Below are 17,295 nucleotides of genomic sequence, written 5' to 3' on the forward strand. Positions count from 1 at the left end.
CTACATGGAGAGCTGCGAGCGGCCAGGCATGCTGACATCCATTCGGCTCAAGAACTTCAAGAGCTTCGCCGATCAAACGGTGGAGCTGTCCCCCTTCACGCTGCTGCTCGGGGCCAACGGCTCCGGCAAGAGCAATTTCCTCGACGCCCTGCGCTTCTTGCAGGGCGTCGGGCTGGATCTCCCCCTGTGCGACATCTTCCGCGGCCGCGTCGACGGCAGGCGCGAGATCTGGCCGGGCCTGCGCGGCGGCACGCAGGGGGCCACGCACAAGGGAGCCAAATCGTTCACCATCGAGAGCCGGTGGGCGATAGGGAAGGAGGAGCTCACACACAAGATCACGTGTCAGGTCGAGCCCGACGTGATCGTCGAGCACGAGTCGCTCGAGGCGAAGTCGGCCGGCGGGCCGCTCTTCGACACGCCCGCGTCGGCGCTGAAGGGCCTGGAGGGGTTCGCCGCGGCGGGCGCGCTGATGTCGGCGTCGAAGAAGGGCCGCTCGATGCGGATCGCGTCGATGGATCGCAACCCCGCGCGGCGCAGCCTGCTCGGCCAGATCGAGCACCACCGCGGGCGCGGCGACGACGTGAGCCTCTCGGACGTCATCGCGCTCTGCAACGCGCTCCAGGTCGCGATGCGGGGCACGCTGTCGATCGACATCGACCCTTCGCGCATGCGGGGTTACGTGCCGCACGAGATCGAGAACCTCGGCGCCGGCGGGCAGAACCTCTCCGCCGTGCTCCGCTGGCTCTGTCAGGAGGCCGATCACAAGGCCGACGTGCTCGGCTGGGCGCGCTCGATCTTCGCGCCCGAGATCCTCGATATCGAGTTTGCGGAGACGGGCCTCGGCGACGTGATGATGGTGCTCGTCGAGAAGGGCGGCACCCGCGTCCCGGCGCCGAGCCTCCCGGACGGCGCGCTGCGCGCGCTCGGCAAGATCGCCGGCGTGCTCACCGCGCCGGAGGGCTCGCTGCTCCTCGTGGAGGACCCCGACGCCGGCATGCACCCCGAGCGGGCGGGCGTGCTCGCGCAGCTCCTGGAGGGCGCGGCGCGGCCCTCCGTCTGCCAGATCGTGGCGACCACCCACTCGCCCGCGCTGCTCCGGGGCGTCTCGAAGCAGGGCCTCAGCCGCGCGATCGCGTTCGATCGCGACCCCGAGACGGGCGCCACGACGGCGCGCCGGCTCGCCGATCTCCCGCGTTTCGAGGAGATGGCAGAGCGCGATCCGGGAGAGCTGCTGTCCTCGAAGGCGCTCGCGGGGTAGGGCGCCGGACAGCGCGGTACAGCGCTGCCATTGAGTTGCAGTGCCGCCATTTCGCGAGGAGCAGAATATCTGCCCTTCTCGCGAAATGCATTGTGAACGACCACAGAGACCTCTAGGCTACCGGCGCGTCCACGGCGCGGCGACCGCCGCGCGAATCCAGTGCAATGAGGTCTTCCATGCTTCTCCAGAAAACTACACTTCGACTGGCCCTCTGTCTCGCCGTCGGCCTATCGGCGGCCGCCTGCTCGGACGACGACCCCGGCGGCGAGGGCGGCGGCACGACCAGCTCGACCAGCAGCGCCACCACGGGCTCGGGCGGCGGGACCACCTCGACCAGCAGCGCCACCACGGGCCAGGGCGGCGCCAACGAGGGCGGCGCCAACGAGGGCGGCGCCAACGAGGGCGGCGCCAACGAGGGCGGCGCCAACGAGGGCGGCGGAAGCGGCGAGGGCGGCGCCAACGAGGGCGGCGGAAGCGGCGAGGGCGGCTCCACCCCGACCGATCCGGCCTGCGGCGCGGACACCGCGACCTTCGCCGACGTGCAGGCGATCCTGACCGCGAGCTGCGCGGGGTGCCACGGCAACAGCGACCATCTGCCCGGCGAGCTCGATCTCCGCGCGAACGCGGCCCATGACGGGCTCGTCAGCGCGGACAGCACGACCTGCGCCGATCGGGTGCTCGTCGTGCCGGGCATGCCGAGCCAGAGCTACCTCATCAACAAGCTGCGCAACGTCGACCTCTGCAACGGCGGCAAGCGCATGCCCCCGCCCCCGAACATGGCCCTGTCCGAGGCCAACATCAAAAAGATCAGCGACTGGATCTGCGCGGGCGCTCCCAGCGACTGAGCGCCGCCGCCGGTCTCAGTACACCTTGCAGCGCGCGCCGCCGGCGGCGCGCGCGTAGGGGACCTTCGCGCTCCGCCCCTTCACGTAGATCGCCCCGCCCCGGGCGGGCCTCGGGATCACGGCGCCGGTCGCGAGCGGCCGCCCGGGCGGCAGCTCCTCGACCTCGATGATGACGTCGTTTCCTTCCTGATCGACCGCCGAGATCGACGGGCGCCGGAGCTCCTCGTCGGCGGGGCCGCCCGGGCAGGGCACCCCGCGCGCGCTCAGGGCGACGGCGAGCGTGTCGCCCCCGGTCTCCGGGGCGCCGGCCGCCCACTGGAACCTCCGGTCGCGCGCCTCCCCCACCTCCACGGCCAGGCAGCTGCACCGCTCGGCGCGCGACGCCGCGCGCGCGAGCGCGAGGTCGTGCCGCACGCCGACCCACGACGAGGGGGCCCGCTCCTCGGGCGTGGACGGGGCGCCGTCGAAGTCGTCGGGCGTCCCGACCGCCCGGCGCGGCGCCTTCTGCTGCGCGGCGTCCGGCTCGGCCGGCGTGGCGGGGTCGACGGTGCCGCCCTCCCAGAACGCCGCGGCGCCCGCGTGCTGGCCGCCGCCGCAGGCGGCGAGGACGGCTCCGGAGAGGAGCGCAGCGAACCGTGCGATCTGGGCGGCCGAGGGGCGCATGGCGGTGCGATCTTCGCACCGGCGCCGCCGGCGGCCAAGGTTTATGCGGAGACGGAGGGGAGGAGCTGCGCGGAACGCGCGGCGAGGTGACGAGGCGCGCAGCGGCGCGCGGGGGCGCTGAAGCCGCGAAGACGCCCGCGGCGCGCCGGGTGCCCGGCGCGCCGCGCAGCGACCTTCACTTCGGCTTGATCTCGGTCAGGACGAGGAGGTAGTCCGGCGAGTTGTTCGGCGACAGCTTCGCGTACGGGTTCTCCTTGCTGGGCCACCCGACGAAGCGCTTCGTGCTGTACTCGCCCCAGGACGGGTTCTTGAACAGCGGGATGACCGGCACCTGCTGGGCGTAGATCATCTGCAGCTCGTCGATGATGCTCTTCTGCTCCGCCGGATCGGTCGCGGCCGCGAACTTCTTGAACAGCGGCTCGGCCTCCTTGGCGCCGAAGCGGTGCCAGTTGCGCGTCGTGGCCTCGCCGACGGGCTTCACGAACTCCGGGGCCATGAGGTCGCGGTAGAAGTTGAACGGCGTGGGCTCGGTGTTCGTCCAGCCCATCGACATGTCGAACGTGCCCTTCTGGAGCGCCTCGAAGAACGCGCTGAAGTCGTAGGTCTTCAGCGACGCGTCGATGCCGACCGCCTTCAGGTTCTGCGTGGTGATCTGGACCGCGCGCACCCAGTCGGACCAGCCGGTCACGACGTTGATGTCGAACTTCAGCGGCTTGCCGTCCTTCGCCCGGATGCCGTCCGCGCCCTTGGCGTAGCCGGCCTCGTCGAGGAGGGCGTTCGCCTTGGCCACGTCGTAGTTGGTCCAGTCGCCCGCCGCCGCGGCCTTCTCGTTGCGCCAGCGCGCGTAGGCGTCGTCGAGCCCGGTCCCGTCCGCGCCGACCGTGTAGCCGTTGACCGCGATCTTGGCGATCTGCGCGCGGTCGATGGCCATGCTGATGGCCTTGCGGAGCTTGATGTCGTCGAACGGCTTCTTCGTGGCGTTCGGGTAGAGCGTCACGGTGCCGCCGACGAGCGGGAACCAGTAATGGTTGTTCTGCGGGTCCTTGGCGACGTAGGTCTTGTCGATGTCGGGGACGAAGTTGCCGGCCCAGTCGACCTCGCCGTTGATGAGCGCCAGGTTCGCCTGGTCGTTGCCCGGGTACGCCGGGAAGCGCAGCCCCTCGACCGCCGGCTTGCCCTTCTGCCAGTAGTTCGGGTTCTTGCCGAGCTCGTAGATCTGGTTCTGGAACGTCTTCACCTCGGTGAAGGGGCCCGTCGCGACCGGGTTCTCGTTCGTGAACGTGACCGGGTCGGCGACGTCCTTCCACTTGTGCTCCGGCACGATCGGCTGGTGGCCGATGTAGTGGAGCCCGGGGACGAACGCCTCCTTGAGCTTGAACTCGACGGTGGTGTCGTCCTTGGCCTCGACCGAGTCGACGAACTTCCACACGCCCGAGAGATCGAGCGCCGGGAACTTCTTGAGGAGGCCGAACGTGAACGCGACGTCCTTCGCCGAGAAGGGTTGTCCGTCAGACCACTTGACCTCGGTGCGGGTCGTGAAGGTGAGCTTCTTGTTCTGGTCGCTCCACTCGTACTTCGTGGCGAGCCACGGCACGAACTCGCCCTTCATCGTGTTGTACACGATCATGGGCTCGTAGATGCCGGCGACCGTGGGGAAGCGCACGCTCCCCTCGCCGAGGAGGGGGTTGAAGTTGCGCACCCAGGACGCCTGCTGCTCCCTGGAGATGGTGACGAACTTCGCGCCGCCGCTCTTCGTCCCGCCCTGCTCCTTGGGCCCGGTGCCCGGGGTGGCGGAGTTCGCCCCCGCCGGGTCCTTGCCGGTCTCGGCCCCCTTGTTGTCACAAGCCGCCGTGGCGCCGACGGATAGGAAGAGCGCCGAAAGGGCAAAAATGCGGCGCGACATGGATCGACTCTTCATAAGCTTGCTCCCTCGCGGCGACCTCGGTCGCCCGCGACGATCCTCTCACTCGACCGACAGCACGCAGCGCCGCAGCGCAGCGACAACAGCAGACCGTACGGCGGCGCCACGGATGAGCCGCGACTGCGGCACCCTGACGCCGGCGCACTCTACCGGCCGACGTAGAGAAGTGTCAACCTGACGAATTGAGGGGGTTCCCAGGGCCGCCGTGAGGCCCGCGACCTGATCGGATGCGCACTCCGGCGCGCTCCTTCGCCGGAGCGCGCGCCGGAGCGGGCGCCGGCGATCTCGCGAGCTCAGAATTCCGCAGGGTCGCTGTACGTGCCCATGACGTCGCGCAGCACGTCGCAGATCTCCTGCTCGGTCGCGTACGCGCTGGCCGCCGCGATGATGGGGGGCATGAGGTTGTCGCGGCCGCGAGCGCTGTTTCGCACCTCGGCGAGCGCGCTTCGCACCCGGTCCTGATCGCGCTGGGCCTTGACCCGGGCCAGGTTCTGGCACTGCACCCGCTGCACCTCCTCGTCGATCCGCAGCAGGGGGATCGTCTTCTCGCCGGCGGCGGCATAGCGGTTGACGCCCACCATGATCCGCTCGTTCGACTCCAGCTCTCGCTGGAACCGGTAGGCCGAGGCGGCGATCTCGCGCTGCGGATATCCCTTCTCGATGGCGGTCACCATCCCGCCCATCTCGTCGATCCGCCGGATGTACTCGAGCGCCTCCTGCTCCAGGCGATCGGTGAGCCACTCGACGTAGTAGCTCCCCCCGAGCGGATCGATGGTGTTCGCGACGCCGCTCTCGTGGGCGATGATCTGCTGCGTCCTGAGGGCGATGGTCACGCTCTCCTCGGTCGGGAGCGCGTATGTCTCGTCGAGCGAGTTCGTGTGGAGCGACTGGGTGCCGCCGAGCACGGCGGCGAGCGCCTGGAGCGAGACGCGGACCACGTTGTTGTAGGGCTGCTGGGCCGTCAGCGAGACGCCGGCCGTCTGCGCGTGCGTGCGCAGCTTCATGCTCTCGGCCTTCTTCGCCCCGTAGCGCTCCTTGAGGAACCGCGCCCACATCCGGCGCGCGGCGCGGAGCTTCGCGATCTCCTCGAAGAAGTCGTTGTGGACGTCGAAGAAGAACGACAGGCGCGGCGCGAACGCGTCGACGTCGAGGCCGCGCTCGACGCAGCTCTCGACGTAGGCGAGCCCGTCGGCGAGCGTGAACGCGAGCTCCTGCGCGGCGGTCGAGCCCGCCTCCCGGATGTGGTATCCGCTGATCGACACCGAGTTCCACCGCGGCACCTCGCGCGCGCAGAACTCGATCATGTCGGTCACGACGCGCATCGCCGGGCGCGGGGGGACGAGCCAGGCGTGCTGGGCGATGAACTCCTTCAGGCAGTCGTTCTGCACGGTGCCGCCGATCCGCTTGCGCGGGATCCCGCGCTTGTCGGCGAGCGCGATGTAGAACGCGAGCAGCACCACGGCGGGGCCGTTGATGGTCATCGACGTGGTCACCTGGTCGAGCGGGATGCCGTCGAAGAGCACCTCCATGTCGCGGAGCGTGTCGACCGCGACACCGCACATCCCGACCTCGCCGAGCGACCGCGGAGAGTCGGAGTCGTAGCCCATGAGCGTCGGGAAATCGAAGGCGGTCGACAGGCCCGTCTGCCCCTCGGCGAGCAGGTATTTGAACCGCGCGTTCGTCTGCTCCGGCGTCCCGAAGCCCGCGAACATCCGCATCGTCCAGAGCTTGCCGCGGTACATCGTCGGCTGGACGCCCCGGGTGAACGGGTACTCCCCGGGCAGCCCGAGCGCCGCCGCGTAGTCGGCCGGCGCGTCGGCCGGCGTGGCGAGGTCGGGCACGTCGACGCCGCTCCAGGTCGTGAAGCGCTCGCTGCGCGGCGGGAAGCGCGCCGACGCCTCGGCGACCGGGCCCTCGCGCCACGCCGCCACCGCGCGCCGGAGCGCCGCGAGCCCGTCCTTGTCGAGCCCGAGCCCGTCGCCGCCTCCGCCGTTCGTGGTGCGGGGCGCGCCTCCGTTGCTCTCGCCTTCGTGGGCCGGAGACCGGAGCGCGCGATCCGCGTCGGTCTGCGGAGGGGGGGTGGGCTGTCGTTGCGCCATGGCCCGCATTTTAGCGCGGCGCGCGCGCGGCGGCGCAGGAGAGCGCGGAGATCGCCGCCGCGCTCTCCTGCGCCGCCGCGCGGCGCGTCACGGGCAGCGCGCGTGGAACACCGCGGAGGCGACCGGCGTCGCGCCGTCCTCCAGCGAGTCCTCGATCGTCCCCGTGACGCGGATCCCCTCCGCGGCGCAGAGCGCCGCCGCGGCCTCGGCCGGCAGCGTCGTGCCCGCCGCGCCCGTGTCGAAGGTGAACTCCACGGTGACGTCGCTGTCCGGAGCGACCTCGACCGGCAGCGGCGTCGTGGTCTCGGCGGGGAGCGGCGCCACGATCGCGGTCTTCTGGTCGGCGCTCGAGATCTCGAACCCGCGCACGGCGACGCGGCTCGGCCCGCTCGCCCGCGGGCCCAGGTGGAGCTTCAGCGCGAAGCTCGCCTGAAGGCCGGTCCCGAGCGCGCTCGACGAGACGGTCGCCTCGGGCGCGGCGATGGAGGGGTCGACGAACACGGCGGCGTCGGTGTCGATGCAGCCGCCCGCCAGGGCGGCGAGCGCCGCCGCCGCGAGGGCCGCGGCGGCGGAGAGCGGGGCGCGGGCGTTCATGGGGCCACTCTCCCCCGGGCCCACCCGTCCTGTCCAGATCGGCCGCGCGCGGGGGCCCGCCGCGGGCGGCGCGCCGCTCAGGGCGGCGGCGGGACGACACCCTTGGAGCGGGCCAGCGCGCAGCCGAGCTCCACGTTGGTCGGCCCCTTGTCGGTGCGCACGACCTTGAACTCGACGCGCCGGTTCTTCTCCCAGGCCGCCGCGTTGTGGGCCGGATCGAGCGGGCAGTACTCGCCGTAGCCCATCGAGCGCACCGAGTTCTTGTTGACGCCGCGCTGCGCGAGCGCCGCCGCGACCGCGTCCGCGCGGGCCTGCGTCAGCTTGAGGTTGTAGGCGTCGGCCGAGCGCTCGTCGGCGTGCCCCTGCACCTCGATCAGCGTGAACTCCGGGTGGTGCTTGAGCGTCTCGGCGACGGCCTGCACGATGCCGAACGACTCCGGGAGGATCTCCGCGCTGCCGGTCGCGAACTGGATCTTCTCGAGGATGACGATGTTGTTCTCCTCGATCACGACGTTGCCCTTGTCCGGGCACCCGTCCTCGTCCTCGAGGCCGTTGAACGTCTCGGGATCGTTCGGGCACTTGTCGGCCACGTCGGGGATGCCGTCGCGGTCGTTGTCGGGATCGGGGCAGCCGTCCTCATCCTCGAAGTCGTCCCTGTCCTCCGGATCGTTCGGGCACTGGTCGGACTTGTCGGGGATGCCGTCCTTGTCGTTGTCGGGATCGGGGCAGCCGTCCTTGTCCTGGAAGCCGTCGCGGTCCTCCGGGTCGTCCGGGCACTTGTCGCGCGAGTCGAGGATGCCGTCGCCGTCGCGGTCGCCGTCGCTCCCCTCCGGGCAGCCGTCGTCGTCCTCGTCGCCGTCGCGGTCCTCCGGGTTGTTCGGGCAGCGGTCGTCGACGTCGAGGATGCCGTCCTCGTCGTTGTCCGGATCCGGGCAGCCGTACTTGCCGGGGGGCGAGTCCGCCTTGGTGTCCTGGAAGCCGTCGTAGTCCTCCGGCTCGTCGGGGCAGTCGTCCTGATCGTCCTTGATGCCGTCGCCGTCGCGGTCGCCGATCGACGGCTCGAAGACGAACCCGATGGTCGCGCGCTGCTCCGCCGCCTGGAAGCCGGGCGTGTACCCGAGCCCGGCGCCGAGCATGAGGAAGCTGTTGCGCTCGATGAAGAGCTTGATGCCGCCGACCGCCTCGGCCGACAGCTTCTGCTTGCTGCTCTCGCCGCCGCCGACCTGCTGCGTCAGGTACGTCTCGGCCACGAGGTCGAGCGGCGTGAGCACGCGGTAGCTCATGCCGAACCCGCCGGTGATCAGGTCCGAGTACTCGAAGTCCCCGTGCTTCAGCTGGTAGGTCGCGCCGTCCGAGCGCAGGCCGAACGCCGGGTTCTTCCCGGTGTGGCCGCGGTAGCCGGCGTTCAGCGCGATCCGGAACGGGTTGGTGATGCCGAACCGCTTCTCCAGCACGATCTGCGGCCAGAAGAAGAACCCCGGGTCCGCGGCGAAGTCCTCCGCCCCGGCGACGCCGACGCCGGCCTGGGCGATCACCGCGAGCCCGATCACGTCCTGATCGGGGCGGAGCAGGCGCACCTTGGCGTGGATCGCCAGGTTGCCGAGCGCCTGGGCGTCGAGCGAGTCATCGTCGTAATTGCCGCCGGGGCCCGGGCCGATGTCGTTGATCGCCTTGGCCCCGTTGAGCACCACCGGCGCGGAGAGGCCGACGACCAGGAAGTTGGCGATGCCGTAATCGAACTGGAACGTGCCCTGGAACGCGTGATTCAGCATCACCTTCGTTCCCTGGTCGTTCTCGGTGAGCGGCATGATGTTGTGCCCGTAATCGAGCACGAGCCCCAGGCTGATGTCGTTGGCGCCGAGGATGTCCGCCCCGTTGACCGAGAAGAGGCCTTTGGAGTCGACGGCCGGCCGGAACAGGTGCAGGTCCATGCCGTCGCCGTTCCTGCCCTCGCCCGTGCGCATCTGGGCCGCGGCCTCGCCCGCGGCGGCGGCGGTCATCGCGGCGCCGAGGGCCAGCGAGAGCAGCGCGGCGCCCGGGCGGCGGGGCCGGCCTTGCTGGCTGCGGGGGGGCGGCGCGCGCCGGTCGTCGGGCGCGTCGGGGGCGCCCGGGCGCGGTTCGGCGGGGAGCAACGGAGAGCGAGGCGTCATGGCAGGGTCCTCGGGTTCGTGAGGTCGCGGTGGGGCAAGCGCACCTGGAGCTGGCGCTCGGCGCCACGTACCACCGCGCGAATTCCGGTGTCAAACAGACGGCGCGGCGGGCTCCGACCGCGGGCCGGGGCGGGGCCCCTCGGCGCGGGCACGGCCCGGCGCGCGAGGGGCGTGCGCGCGGGTCGCCTCGTCGCCGGAGCGCCCGCGATTTGCCGGGGAAGACCGCCCTCCCTGCGCGCGATCCCGGCGCGCCGGGGTGCGCGCCGGGCGACGAGCGCGCCAGTAGCGCTAGAATTGTCCCTGGCTATCGGAGACGGGTATTCCGAGGGAGATTGCGGCGACAGGTGCTCGGTACGGAGTCGATGGGGGGCCACCGTCGGTCGCGGATCTCGCTCCTGGAGGGATAGATGCTGCTCACGAGGTGGACTGGGTCGGCCGCGGCGCTCGCGGCGGTGGCGCTCCTTGCGTGCGGGGAGGGACGCCCGAACGACAGCAGCGGCGGGGCCGGGTCGGGCGGAGGTGGGTCGGGCTCCGTGTCGAGCGCGACGACGGCGGGCACCGGCGGGACCGCGAGCGCAGGCGGCGGCGACGGGGGCGCGGGCGGCGGCGACGCGGGCGGCGGGGGCGACGCGGGCGGCGGCGGCGCGGGCGGCCGCGGCGCGGGCGGCGGCGGCGGCGACGCCGAGTGCGGCGACGGCGCGGTGGCCGGCGCCGAGGGGTGCGACGACGGCAACGCCGCGGCGGGGGACGGCTGCGGCGAGGGCTGCGCCATCGAGGCCGGGTACACCTGCGCCGGCGCTCCGAGCATCTGTTCGACGATGTGCGGCGACGGCCTGCTGCGCGGCGCCGAGGCCTGCGACGACGGCGACGTCACGAGCGAGGACGGCTGCAACGGGGTCTGCGTGATCGAGGCGGGCTACGAGTGCGCCGGCGAGCCGAGCGTCTGCGGCCCGGTCTGCGGCGACGGCCTGCTCATCGGCACCGAGGCGTGCGACGACGGCAACACGGTCGCGGCCGACGGCTGCAGCCCGGATTGCGAGGTCACGCTCGGCTACACCTGCAACGGCGAGCCCAGCGCGTGCGTCCCCGTGTGCGGCGACGGCATCCAGACCGCGCGGGAGGCGTGCGACGACGGCAACACCGCGAACGGCGACGGCTGCAGCAGCACCTGCGAGGTCGAGCGCGCGTGGACGGCGGCGCCGATGCGCCGCCGCTGATCCCGCTCAGGGGGTGCGCGTTTTCAGGCTGTCGATGGCGTGGACCGGCGCCAGGTCGCCGGCCATGAGGTGGGCGATCGCGCTGTAGACCAGCCGCTGGCTCTCCAGCATGCTCTTGCCGGCGAACACCGGCGAGGTCACGACGAGGTTGAAGTGCCCTCCGCCGCCGGTCACCTCGGCGGTGGAGCCTTCGATCTTCTCTTCGATGGCCCGCTTCAAGGCGTCGGGGATCGACCCCTGAAACGTCGTCAGGTGGGTGGGCATGGGCCCTCTATAGGCCATCGACCCGCCGCGGGGAAGCCGGAGCGCGGCGCCGCGGCGGGCCGCGCCCCGGCCGAGATCAGGCGCTCGCGGTCGCGCGGGCCAGCTCGATCAGGCCGGCCGCGCCCATGCCGCCGCCGATGCACATCGTGACGATGGCGTACCGGCCGCCGCGCCGGCGGAGCTCGTGGAGGGCGGTCGCGGTCAGCTTCGCGCCGGTGCACCCGAGCGGGTGGCCGAGCGCGATCGCGCCGCCGTTCACGTTGAGCTTCTCCTCGGGGATCTCGAGCGCCCGCTGCACGTAGACGGCCTGCGACGCGAACGCCTCGTTCACCTCGAAGAGGTCGATGTCGGCCATCTTCAGCCCGGTCCTCGCGAGCAGCTTCCGCACCGCGGGCACCGGGCCGATCCCCATGATGGCGGGGTCGACGCCGACCGTCACGAACGACCGGAAGTACCCGAGCGGCTTCACGCCGAGCGCGTCCGCCTTCGCCTTGCTCATCACGAGCGCGGCGGCGGCGCCGTCCGACAGCGGCGAGCTGTTGCCCGCGGTGACGCTCCCCTTCGCCGCGAACGACGGCTTCAGCCCCGCGAGCGCCTCCGCCGTGGTCTCCTTGCGGATCAGCTCGTCGGTGCGGAAGTCGAAGGTCACGCGCTTGCCGTTCTCGTAGCGCACGCCCTTCACGGTCACGATCTCGTCCTCGAAGCGCCCGGCCTCGCGCGCCGCGGCCGCCTTCTGGTGGCTCTTCAGCGCGAACGCGTCCTGGTCGGCGCGGCTCACCTGGAACCGGCTCGCCACGTTCTCCGCGGTGATGCCCATCGGCGTGTACACCGTCGGACAGCGCTCCATCACCTCCGGCGACGCGCTCAGCTTGTTGCCGGTCATCGGGACCATGGTCATCGACTCGACGCCGCCGGCGACGGCGACGTCGAGCGACCCCATCGCGATGCTGCCCGCCGCGATCGCGATCGCCTGGAGACCGCTCGAGCAGAAGCGGTTGATGGTGATCGCGGACGCCTCCTGCGGCATCCCGCCGAGGAGCGAGACGGGGCGCGCCACGTTGAGCCCCTGCTCGCCCTCCGGCATGGCGCAGCCGAGGACGAGGTCCTCGACGTCCTCCGGCTTCACCTGGGGGACGCGCTTGAGCAGCGCGGCGACGACCTCGCCGGCGAGCTCGTCGGGGCGCTTCTGCGCGAGCGACCCTTTGTGGGCCCGGCCAACGGCCGAGCGGACGGCCTCTGCAATTACGACGTCGACCATGGCGTTCACCTAGTTCCGGAGGGGCTTGTTGTTCATCAGCATGTACTGCATCCGCTCAGCGCTCTTGGGCTCGCCGCACAGGCTGACGAACGCCTCGCGCTCGAGCTCGAGGATCTCCTCCTCGGTCACCTCGCGCGCCGCGCCGCCGGCGCCGCCGCAGAGCACCTCGGCGAGCTTGCGCGCGATCTTCGCGTCGTGCTCGCTGGCGTGGCCGCCGGCGACGAGCGTGTCGATCATCATCTGCAGCGTCGCGATCCCGCTCTCGCCCGGCAGCTTGTAGGCGCGCGGCACGGGCGCGTGGTACCCGGCCTCGGCCAGGCCCACGGCGCGCGCCTTCGCCTCGTACAGCTGGCGCGACCGGTCGAACGAGACGCCGTCGGTCTTGCGGAAGAACCCGAGCGCCTTCGCCTCGTCCGCGCTGGTCGCGACCTTGGCGAGGGCGATGTTCTTGAAGACCTGGGTCACGAGGTCGTACGAGTTCACCGGCACGCCCTCCGGGATGCCCTCGAACGCGCGCCAGAGCATGTTGAGCGTCCCCGCGCCGCCCGGGATCAGCCCGACGCCGACCTCGACGAGCCCCGCGTACGTCTCGGCCGCGGCCTGCACCGCGTCGCACGCGAAGCAGAGCTCGAGCCCGCCGCCCAGGGTCATCCCGTAGGGCGCGGCCACGACCGGGACGCTCGCGTACTTCAGCCGCTGCGTCGCGTCCTGGTAGCCCTTCACCATCTTGCGGATCGCCTCCCAGTCCTTGTTGCCCGCGGCCATCACCACGAGGAACAGGTTGGCGCCGACGCAGAAGTGCTCGCCCTGGTTGAAGACCACGAGCGCGCGGAAGTCCTGCTCGGCCTTCTCGGCGGCGAGCGAGAGCATCCCGATCGAGTCCGGATCGAGGCTGTTCGCCTTGGTCTTGAAGGTGACGCCGAGCACGCCGTCGCCGAGGTCCCACGCCTCGGCGCCGTCGTTGGCGAGCACGGGCTTCACGCCGCGGCGCGCGCCGACGAGCGTGACGTTGCGCGGATCGACCTCGCGGGCGACGTACTCTCCCTTGAGGAGGTCGAACACCGCGCCGTCCTGCCGGTAGAACGAGGTCGCGCCGCTCTGCTTCATGCGGAGGATCGACTCGGGCAGCTTGATGCCGTCCTTCTGCATGCGCTCGACGGTCTCGGCGAAGCCGAGCGCGTCCCAGGTCTGGAACGGCCCGAGCTCCCAGTTGTACCCCCAGCGCATGGCGTCATCGATCGCGACGATGCTGTCGGCGATCTCGCCCACGCGGCGCGCCGTGTACGCGAGCGAGCGGGAGAGCACCTTCCAGGCGAACTGCCCTGCCTTGCCGGGGTCGTTCGCGAGCTTCTTCACGCGCGCGGCGGGGTCCTCGATCTTCTCGCAGGACTTCGTGGCCTTCTTGATCGCCTCGTCGCCGCCGTGGGGGCGGTACTGGAGCTTCCCGGGGTCGAGCGTCTCGAGCCCCTCCTTGGCCTTGCGGTAGAAGCCGCCCTTGGTCTTGTCGCCGAGGAGCTTCGCCTCGATCATGCTGCGGATGTAGGCGGGCACCTTGAAGACCTCGCGGTCCTCGTCGCGCTCGAGCGCCGCGTAACAGTTGTCGGCGACGTGGGCGAAGGTGTCGAGGCCGACGATATCGCCGGTCCTGAAGCTCGCGCTCTTCGGGTGCGCCATGGCGACGCCGGTGATGGCGTCGACGTCCTCGGGCGCGAGGCCGTCCTCGATCATGAGGTGGATGGCGGAGAGCATCGCGTGGGTGCCGATGCGGTTGCCGACGAAGTTCGGGGTGTCCTTGCCGAAGACGATGCCCTTGCCGAGCACGTCCTCGCCGAACTTGCGCACGCGGGCGACGACGGCCGGATCGGTGTCGGGGCCGGCGACGAGCTCGAGGAGCTTCATGTACCGGACCGGGTTGAAGAAGTGCATGACGAGGAATCGCTTGCGGAAGTCCTCGGAGCGCCCCTGCATCATCTCCTCGATGCGCAGCCCGGAGGTGTTCGAGGCCGCGATCGCGTCCTTGCGCATGACCTGCTCGAGGCGCGCGAAGAGGGCGCGCTTCGGCTCCATCTTCTCGATGATCGCCTCGATAACGAGGTCGCATTGGGCGAGCTCGTCGAAGTGATCTTCGGTGTTGCCGGTGCGCACGAGGCGGGCGTGGGAGGGGTGGAAGAACGCGGCGGGCCTGGCCTTGAGGGCCTTCTCGAGCCCGCCTGCGGCGAACCGGCTCCTCGCGGCCGGGTCCTTCCGCTCGGCGTCGGTGAGGTTCGGGGGCACGATATCGAGGAGCAGGACCTCGATGCCGGCGTTCGCGAAGTGGGCGGCGATGCCGCTGCCCATGACGCCCGCGCCGATGACGCCCGCGCGGCGGATTGGTTTCGTCATGCAGATCCTCCGAGATGATGAATATGGGGCGCGAACCATTGGCGCAAAGGGCGCCGGGCGCAAGCGTATCCGGGGTGGACGGCCGCGGGGGTGAGCGAGCGAGGACGCGCGTCGTCGGCGCGGCGTTGGACGAAGAACGGCCGGTCGAGGTGGGAGGCCGCACGCTTCAGCGCGGGTGTGCGACACCGGACGACGGCAGCCATGGGGGGCGGCGCACAGGAGCGGACACGACAGCGTACTTTGGACTACCGATACGCCGCGGCTTCCATCGATTGACCGTCCCTGCTGTGACCGACACCGGTCCGGGGCGTCAGCTGCGTGCGGGCGAGCGTGCTCAGGGGGGTTGTAAGCGCGCTGGCGGGCGCGTCGGGAGGGCGCGCGGCGGGCGCGCCGCGCGCCGTTCTCAGCGTCTCAGTGCCAGGCCTGGGCGGACTGCACGGGCCGTCCGGTGCGGTCGTGCTCGGCGAGGAGGCGCGTCGACATGTCGACGCACACGGTGCAGGAAGCGAAGCGCGAGCGGTGCTGGCACTGGAGCCATGTCGCCGTCCCTTGCGCCCCGAACTCCACCGCATCGAGGTGTTTGCCGCAGGCGACGCAGTGGATGTGCTGGTGGTCGTGCTGCTGCTGCTGCGCCGGGCGCGGCGGCGCGAGCGCCTTCCGCTCGCGCTTGGTCAGTCGCTTCTCTCGCTTCATGATCTCCTCGATGACGGGGGTGGCCGCACGGCATCGTGCTGGCGCGGAGCAAGCTACCATGCGCCGCGCGGCGGGCGCGCCGGAGGGCTGCGCGGGAGCGCGGCGGCGTCGCCCGCGGCGGCGGCGGGGCGACCTCGCCCGCAGGGCTGGCGACCTCGCCCGCAGGCGCGGCGGTGCGTGGGCGTGAGCGTCTTGACTTCGTCCGGAGGGTGTGCGTCACGTCCGCAGGCGCGGCAGTCACGATCGACGGAGAGCCTGTCGAGCTCGAGGACGGCAGGCCCGTCCCGGTCCTCCCTGGGCGCCACGTGGTGCGGGCGTCGTCGAACGGCAGGACGGCGGAGGCGGAGGTCGAGGTCGCGCGCGGCAGGACGCGGGAGGTGACGCTCGCGTTCGCGGCGCATCATTGTTGCTCAGCGGTTCGAGCCTGTTCTTCGCCTGCGGCGGGCCTTGCCAGGGTGCCACCTGCGAGGTCACCGACGACTGCCACTCGGAGCACCAGAACGTGCCGGGCACGATCTGCGTCGATGGGCAATGCGAGCGCTGGGAGCCTGGCAAGGCGATCCGACGATGCCGTGCCCGAATGGGCTGGCGTGGGATGGCTCGCTGTGCGTTCGTGATCGCTCCATGAATGATCGGCACGACCCGGGCCTCGGGGAGACCGATTACAACGGTCGAGGCCCGTGCAAGCCATGCCCGGTGGGGTTCGACTGCGAGACGGTAGACGACTGCCTCGAAGGGGTGTGCGACTCCGGCATTTGCAGGGCGCCCACGTGCACCGACGGGGTGAAGAACGGAGTCGAGACGGGCGTCGACTGCGGCGCGCCGTGCCCGCGCTGCGCGCCGGAGGGCGACGCGCACAACGTGCGTCAGGACATCAGGCCGAGCACGAAGAGCGCGTCGGACCAGAGCGGCCAGAGCGTGCGGTAGGGGTGGGTTGCCAGCAAGAGGCCGCCATTCGGGAGGCGCCGGACGTGGAACGGGGCGTGATCGACCAGGAAGTAGACGTGCTCGCCCGTCAATTTCACCCAGGTGAGGGACCCGCCGCCGGGGGTGAACGACTCGCCGCGCGCCCTGGCCTGCACCGTCAGGTTGTGGATCTCCTCGGCGCGCGGCGCCGCGGAGATCCACGCCTCGTCGGGCACATCGGCGGCGGCCACGAGCGCCTCGATCAGGGCGGAGCCCGGCATGGCCAGCGCCTTGAGGACGGTCTCGCGGGAGAGCGGGATCGAGCGCCCGCTCTTGTCCGTCGGAACCACGCGCGCCCCGACCGGCGCGGCGTCGATACGCGCGTGGAGCGCCTCCGTCGACATGCCCGCGATCAGCGAGACCTTTTCCTTGTCGTGGAGGCTGACCCACGACAGGGCCAGATCGCGCGCGATGTCGCCGGCGTTCGCGTGGTACGTCGCGCACATCGAGACCGGCGCGAGCCAGGTCCACGCGCTCGTGCAGCCGCCGGTCGAGACGCGCCTGCTCGCGTCGGGCGCGCAGAGGCGGAGCAGCAGGTCCTCGAGGTCGTCCAGAACGATGTGCCACGTGAGCTCGGCTTCCGCCTCGACGGAGCGCGGTCCGCTGCCCAGGGCGAGGTACAAATCGAGCGGGAGAATGTCCGCCGCGCTGGCAGGGACCAGGTGGATGGGGCCCATCGGCGTTAGACGTTCGCTCTTGTCGGTGAAGCAGCGATAGTGGCCATAGAATGAGCGCCGGTCGTCGAGCTCCGTGGCGAAGTAGGTTTCGGCATCGGTGCGTCCGAAGTGGGCGCGGATCATCGCGACCGCCTCGTCCACGAAGTTCACGGTGCGATCCACGTCGGAGCCCATCGTCACGCTGATATACCTCCCCGGGATCACGAGCGACGGCAACGCCGCCGCGAACGCGTCGACGCGCTCTGCCTCGTCACACCAGGCGAAGAAGTACGGCCCTGGTTTCATCCTTGGATCACCCTCATGCGGTT

Annotated in this window: 14 protein-coding genes; 4 read left to right on the forward strand and 10 right to left on the reverse strand. The window is 71.2% G+C overall.

Going from position 1 to position 17,295, the window contains the following annotated elements; genetic code table 11:
- Nucleotides 1-28: 28 nt before the first annotated feature.
- The gene (locus tag WME83_RS43410) at nt 29-1,258 is read left to right on the forward strand and encodes an AAA family ATPase (protein ID WP_437315576.1); all 1,230 of its coding nucleotides are present in this window, start codon (nt 29-31) and stop codon (nt 1,256-1,258) included.
- Between the two features lie 176 nt (nt 1,259-1,434).
- Nucleotides 1,435-2,103, forward strand: coding sequence for a PE-PGRS family protein (locus WME83_RS43415; RefSeq protein WP_437315577.1), 669 nt, complete (start codon nt 1,435-1,437; stop codon nt 2,101-2,103).
- A gap of 15 nt (nt 2,104-2,118) precedes the next feature.
- On the opposite strand, the gene WME83_RS43420 is transcribed toward WME83_RS43415, so the two are convergent.
- The 5 genes from WME83_RS43420 to WME83_RS43440 all read right to left on the reverse strand — a co-directional run bounded on the left by WME83_RS43420 (nt 2,119) and on the right by WME83_RS43440 (nt 9,530).
- On the reverse strand, nt 2,119-2,766 hold the full coding sequence (locus WME83_RS43420) for a hypothetical protein (protein WP_437315578.1): 648 nt from the start codon (nt 2,764-2,766) through the stop codon (nt 2,119-2,121).
- Between the two features lie 175 nt (nt 2,767-2,941).
- Complete coding sequence (locus tag WME83_RS43425; RefSeq protein ID WP_437315579.1) at nt 2,942-4,684, reverse strand: ABC transporter substrate-binding protein; 1,743 nt, start codon at nt 4,682-4,684, stop codon at nt 2,942-2,944.
- 296 nt (nt 4,685-4,980) lie between these two features.
- Nucleotides 4,981-6,786, reverse strand: coding sequence for an acyl-CoA mutase large subunit family protein (locus WME83_RS43430; protein WP_437315580.1), 1,806 nt, complete (start codon nt 6,784-6,786; stop codon nt 4,981-4,983).
- Between the two features lie 87 nt (nt 6,787-6,873).
- The gene (locus tag WME83_RS43435; protein ID WP_437315581.1) at nt 6,874-7,380 is read right to left on the reverse strand and encodes a hypothetical protein; all 507 of its coding nucleotides are present in this window, start codon (nt 7,378-7,380) and stop codon (nt 6,874-6,876) included.
- A 77-nt stretch (nt 7,381-7,457) separates the two neighbouring features.
- Nucleotides 7,458-9,530, reverse strand: coding sequence for an OmpA family protein (locus WME83_RS43440; RefSeq protein WP_437315582.1), 2,073 nt, complete (start codon nt 9,528-9,530; stop codon nt 7,458-7,460).
- 407 nt (nt 9,531-9,937) lie between these two features.
- Here WME83_RS43440 and WME83_RS43445 point away from each other — a divergent pair, with 407 nt between their 5' ends.
- Nucleotides 9,938-10,747 carry a DUF4215 domain-containing protein gene (locus WME83_RS43445; RefSeq protein WP_437315583.1) on the forward strand — a complete coding sequence of 270 codons (810 nt, stop codon included), beginning with the start codon at nt 9,938-9,940 and terminating at the stop codon, nt 10,745-10,747.
- 6 nt (nt 10,748-10,753) lie between these two features.
- On the opposite strand, the gene WME83_RS43450 is transcribed toward WME83_RS43445, so the two are convergent.
- The 4 genes from WME83_RS43450 to WME83_RS43465 form a co-directional block, all read right to left on the reverse strand.
- Entirely contained in the window at nt 10,754-11,011 is a 258-nt protein-coding gene (locus WME83_RS43450; protein ID WP_020740589.1) for a BolA/IbaG family iron-sulfur metabolism protein, read from the reverse strand.
- A 76-nt stretch (nt 11,012-11,087) separates the two neighbouring features.
- On the reverse strand, nt 11,088-12,269 hold the full coding sequence (locus WME83_RS43455) for a thiolase family protein (protein ID WP_437315584.1): 1,182 nt from the start codon (nt 12,267-12,269) through the stop codon (nt 11,088-11,090).
- Nucleotides 12,270-12,278: 9 nt separating this feature from the next.
- Nucleotides 12,279-14,651, reverse strand: a complete 2,373-nt coding sequence (locus WME83_RS43460) for a 3-hydroxyacyl-CoA dehydrogenase/enoyl-CoA hydratase family protein (protein WP_437315585.1) — start codon at nt 14,649-14,651, stop codon at nt 12,279-12,281.
- Between the two features lie 411 nt (nt 14,652-15,062).
- Nucleotides 15,063-15,344 (reverse strand): hypothetical protein, encoded by a 282-nt coding sequence (locus WME83_RS43465; RefSeq protein WP_437315586.1) that lies wholly within the window; start codon nt 15,342-15,344, stop codon nt 15,063-15,065.
- A 624-nt stretch (nt 15,345-15,968) separates the two neighbouring features.
- Here WME83_RS43465 and WME83_RS43470 point away from each other — a divergent pair.
- Nucleotides 15,969-16,271, forward strand: a complete 303-nt coding sequence (locus WME83_RS43470) for a hypothetical protein (RefSeq protein ID WP_437315587.1) — start codon at nt 15,969-15,971, stop codon at nt 16,269-16,271.
- Here the strand turns inward: WME83_RS43470 and WME83_RS43475 are convergent.
- Complete coding sequence (locus WME83_RS43475) at nt 16,211-17,272, reverse strand: hypothetical protein (RefSeq protein ID WP_437315588.1); 1,062 nt, start codon at nt 17,270-17,272, stop codon at nt 16,211-16,213. The two genes, WME83_RS43470 and WME83_RS43475, sit on opposite strands and share 61 nt — an antisense overlap.
- Nucleotides 17,273-17,295 lie beyond the last annotated feature (23 nt).

The sequence above is a fragment of the Sorangium sp. So ce385 genome (assembly GCF_051474135.1).
GTDB classification, from domain to species: Bacteria; Myxococcota_A; Polyangia; order Polyangiales; family Polyangiaceae; genus Sorangium; species Sorangium cellulosum_D.

What these genes read in the sequence shown, in the direction of transcription:
- WME83_RS43410 (WP_437315576.1), top strand. Translation starts at nt 29, where the DNA reads ATGCTGACATCCATTCGGCTCAAGAACTTCAAGAGCTTCGCCGATCAA.
- WME83_RS43415 (WP_437315577.1), top strand. Translation starts at nt 1,435, where the DNA reads ATGCTTCTCCAGAAAACTACACTTCGACTGGCCCTCTGTCTCGCCGTC.
- WME83_RS43420 (WP_437315578.1), bottom strand. Translation starts at nt 2,766, where the DNA reads ATGCGCCCCTCGGCCGCCCAGATCGCACGGTTCGCTGCGCTCCTCTCC.
- WME83_RS43425 (WP_437315579.1), bottom strand. Translation starts at nt 4,684, where the DNA reads ATGAAGAGTCGATCCATGTCGCGCCGCATTTTTGCCCTTTCGGCGCTC.
- WME83_RS43430 (WP_437315580.1), bottom strand. Translation starts at nt 6,786, where the DNA reads ATGGCGCAACGACAGCCCACCCCCCCTCCGCAGACCGACGCGGATCGC.
- WME83_RS43435 (WP_437315581.1), bottom strand. Translation starts at nt 7,380, where the DNA reads ATGAACGCCCGCGCCCCGCTCTCCGCCGCCGCGGCCCTCGCGGCGGCG.
- WME83_RS43440 (WP_437315582.1), bottom strand. Translation starts at nt 9,530, where the DNA reads ATGACGCCTCGCTCTCCGTTGCTCCCCGCCGAACCGCGCCCGGGCGCC.
- WME83_RS43445 (WP_437315583.1), top strand. Translation starts at nt 9,938, where the DNA reads ATGCTGCTCACGAGGTGGACTGGGTCGGCCGCGGCGCTCGCGGCGGTG.
- WME83_RS43450 (WP_020740589.1), bottom strand. Translation starts at nt 11,011, where the DNA reads ATGCCCACCCACCTGACGACGTTTCAGGGGTCGATCCCCGACGCCTTG.
- WME83_RS43455 (WP_437315584.1), bottom strand. Translation starts at nt 12,269, where the DNA reads ATGGTCGACGTCGTAATTGCAGAGGCCGTCCGCTCGGCCGTTGGCCGG.
- WME83_RS43460 (WP_437315585.1), bottom strand. Translation starts at nt 14,651, where the DNA reads ATGACGAAACCAATCCGCCGCGCGGGCGTCATCGGCGCGGGCGTCATG.
- WME83_RS43465 (WP_437315586.1), bottom strand. Translation starts at nt 15,344, where the DNA reads ATGAAGCGAGAGAAGCGACTGACCAAGCGCGAGCGGAAGGCGCTCGCG.
- WME83_RS43470 (WP_437315587.1), top strand. Translation starts at nt 15,969, where the DNA reads ATGAATGATCGGCACGACCCGGGCCTCGGGGAGACCGATTACAACGGT.
- WME83_RS43475 (WP_437315588.1), bottom strand. Translation starts at nt 17,272, where the DNA reads ATGAAACCAGGGCCGTACTTCTTCGCCTGGTGTGACGAGGCAGAGCGC.